This is a genomic window from Candidatus Ruminimicrobium bovinum, from assembly GCF_902760015.1.
GTDB lineage: Bacteria > Elusimicrobiota > Endomicrobiia > Endomicrobiales > Endomicrobiaceae > Ruminimicrobium > Ruminimicrobium bovinum.
In genome coordinates this window covers 1-2,169 of record NZ_CACWEU010000256.1, presented here as the reverse complement: position 1 = coordinate 2,169, position 2,169 = coordinate 1, and the positions used below count along the sequence as shown (strand labels likewise).

Below are 2,169 nucleotides of genomic sequence, written 5' to 3'. Positions count from 1 at the left end.
TCGTCTCGGTTACTTCGACGATCCTGCGAAGTTGGATCCGATGCTTCTTGCTATCCGTGAGAGGATGACTGCTTATGGCATCAAGCCTAGGCAGATTAAACTCTACTCTACTGGGTCTAAGTACCTTAACCCAGACGAGTATGAGAAGCTTAGGATAACTAGACTTCCCGCCACGATAGTCCAGATACCTAGTGACAACGTGGAAGCAGCCGAATACGTTGGCAAGAAGATCATCGATGTTAACCGCATCAGGACCATCGTAAGCGGAACAACAACAGATGATACACAGGTTGCACTGTCCTCACTTCAGACACACCCTGCCGTACTAGACAGAGCTCTGTACACCCAGGAAGTCGATGCTAATGCAGTCTACAACGGTTCGGGTCGTTACTACGAGCTTCTTAAGGATGACGTGTTCACCAAGAACGTTAACGATCCTGCCGTTGCGTATCGCAGACTGACAGATTGTCCTGTCGGCGGACGAATCCTTCATCTTGAACAGAAGGAGTTCAGTCAGGCAGATGTGGATGCAGGCTTGCCTGCGTACGAAGCTAGCGACGATGTCTTCATCCGCATAGCTTTCAACGAACCGAGGTCTTTGTCCCTCTATATGCTCGAGACCACTAGAACTGAGCGTGAGGAAGTTGAAGTCGAGACGGTTTCTGAGTATCGTCATCCGACTCCTAAGGAACTGGATGATGGTAATCTTGTTCTCTATCGCAAACTGTCCAACAGATACAAGAAAGTAGAGCATCCAGTTGCTGGTCACGAGTACTACACTCCAGTTTCTCAGACTGGTAACATCGGCACTGGCCGTATCTTCTGTGAGAATTACGCATCGGAGGATGTGCTTAACCTCGTTGGCCGTACATTCAAATACGAGACGGCATCTAGCCAGAGCAAGTCAGTCGCAAGTCTGACAACTGCTGATATCATCAACTTCGCTCAGAACAGTGAAGTGGAAGGTATCGAGATGTTCATCGTCGGTGAGGATGTTTCCAACAGGGATAGAGCTGATAAATACTCGGGTCGTTTCTTCTCTACCAACTTGGAGATAGAGGTCTCAGAAAACGTGACACAGACCGTTCCTGTTGAAATCCTTATTCCTAAAGACCCAGATGATAAACTGGCTGGGCTAACTGGGGATATTGTCGGTCAACCGGGCATAGTCTCCAAGGACACGTATATCCTCAACTCTGATGAACTGGGTAGGAACTACTACATCAGGTATCTGGAAGCTCAGGCTGAGAAGGAAAGACTGTTAGCCAGGAATGCAGCTCTCGAAGACATCATTAAACAACTGACTGGGAGGTCTTAATGAATGCTTATAGTACACCAGGTCTTGTGACTTCTGACCGTACCGTTCAGGAAGGTGGGCATAACGTCGTTTATGACCTCCTCGGTTCCAACCACGAGTTCAAGAAGACTTACATCCTTGACTTCTATGTTGGTGCCGAAAACACTCAGGTCATCTCGTTCCCCTATCCTGCGTTCGCTAGGGCACCTAAAGCTGGTGGAGTAGATCCAGACACATCCGACATAACAGTCGAGGTGCTTAGCATCGTTCGTAACCAGGATAACGACGAAGGTCAGCTAGCTACTACCAACCTTACATTCCGTTCTACGAACCAAGCGTTCGAGGATGCGGATGAAGGCTGGATGATAGAAGAAGTTGACCAGGACGCTATGGCCAAGGCTAACTACCTTTGGAATAGCCCATCTGGAATAGGTGACTGGAAGTTCAACGGAACCATCATCCGTAAGATTCGCGTCAAGGATCAGAGTGCCGACACTCAGACTAAGCTTACGCTCAAGGTGAGCTACCAGGCATTCTACAAGGATCTTATCGACTCGGATCAATTCCGTACGGAGACAGGTCCTCAGTATACTCGTGAGTTCGGACAGTTCATACTTGACAAGCTCGCTGAGCTCGATGTCAAGACGGACGTCAACCTTGAGAACATGTTCGGTAACACCTCCGCTTCGGAGGATATACTGAACGAGGATCTCACGGGCGAAGCTCCTGAGAACAAGGTAGTTGCTGAACTCCACACGATCGACACGACAACTGGCAAGAGCTTGCTGGCTCCTGCTAAGGGGTCGTTCTATCCTGGGGATGCTACTAGGTCCACTGAACTTGAGCTCTTTCTCTACCACATCGAGCAAGGG

The 2,169-nt window shown here is 49.0% G+C and carries 2 protein-coding genes; both read left to right on the top strand.

What is annotated here, in order from left to right; all coding sequences use genetic code 11:
- On the top strand, positions 1–1,318 hold a 1,318-nt coding region (locus ACMUOV_RS08515), incomplete at its 5' end, for a hypothetical protein (protein WP_413854718.1).
- Positions 1,318–2,169, top strand: an 852-nt coding sequence (locus ACMUOV_RS08510; RefSeq protein WP_413854717.1) for a hypothetical protein, incomplete at its 3' end; no start/stop codon positions are given. The genes ACMUOV_RS08515 and ACMUOV_RS08510, both read left to right, overlap by 1 nt.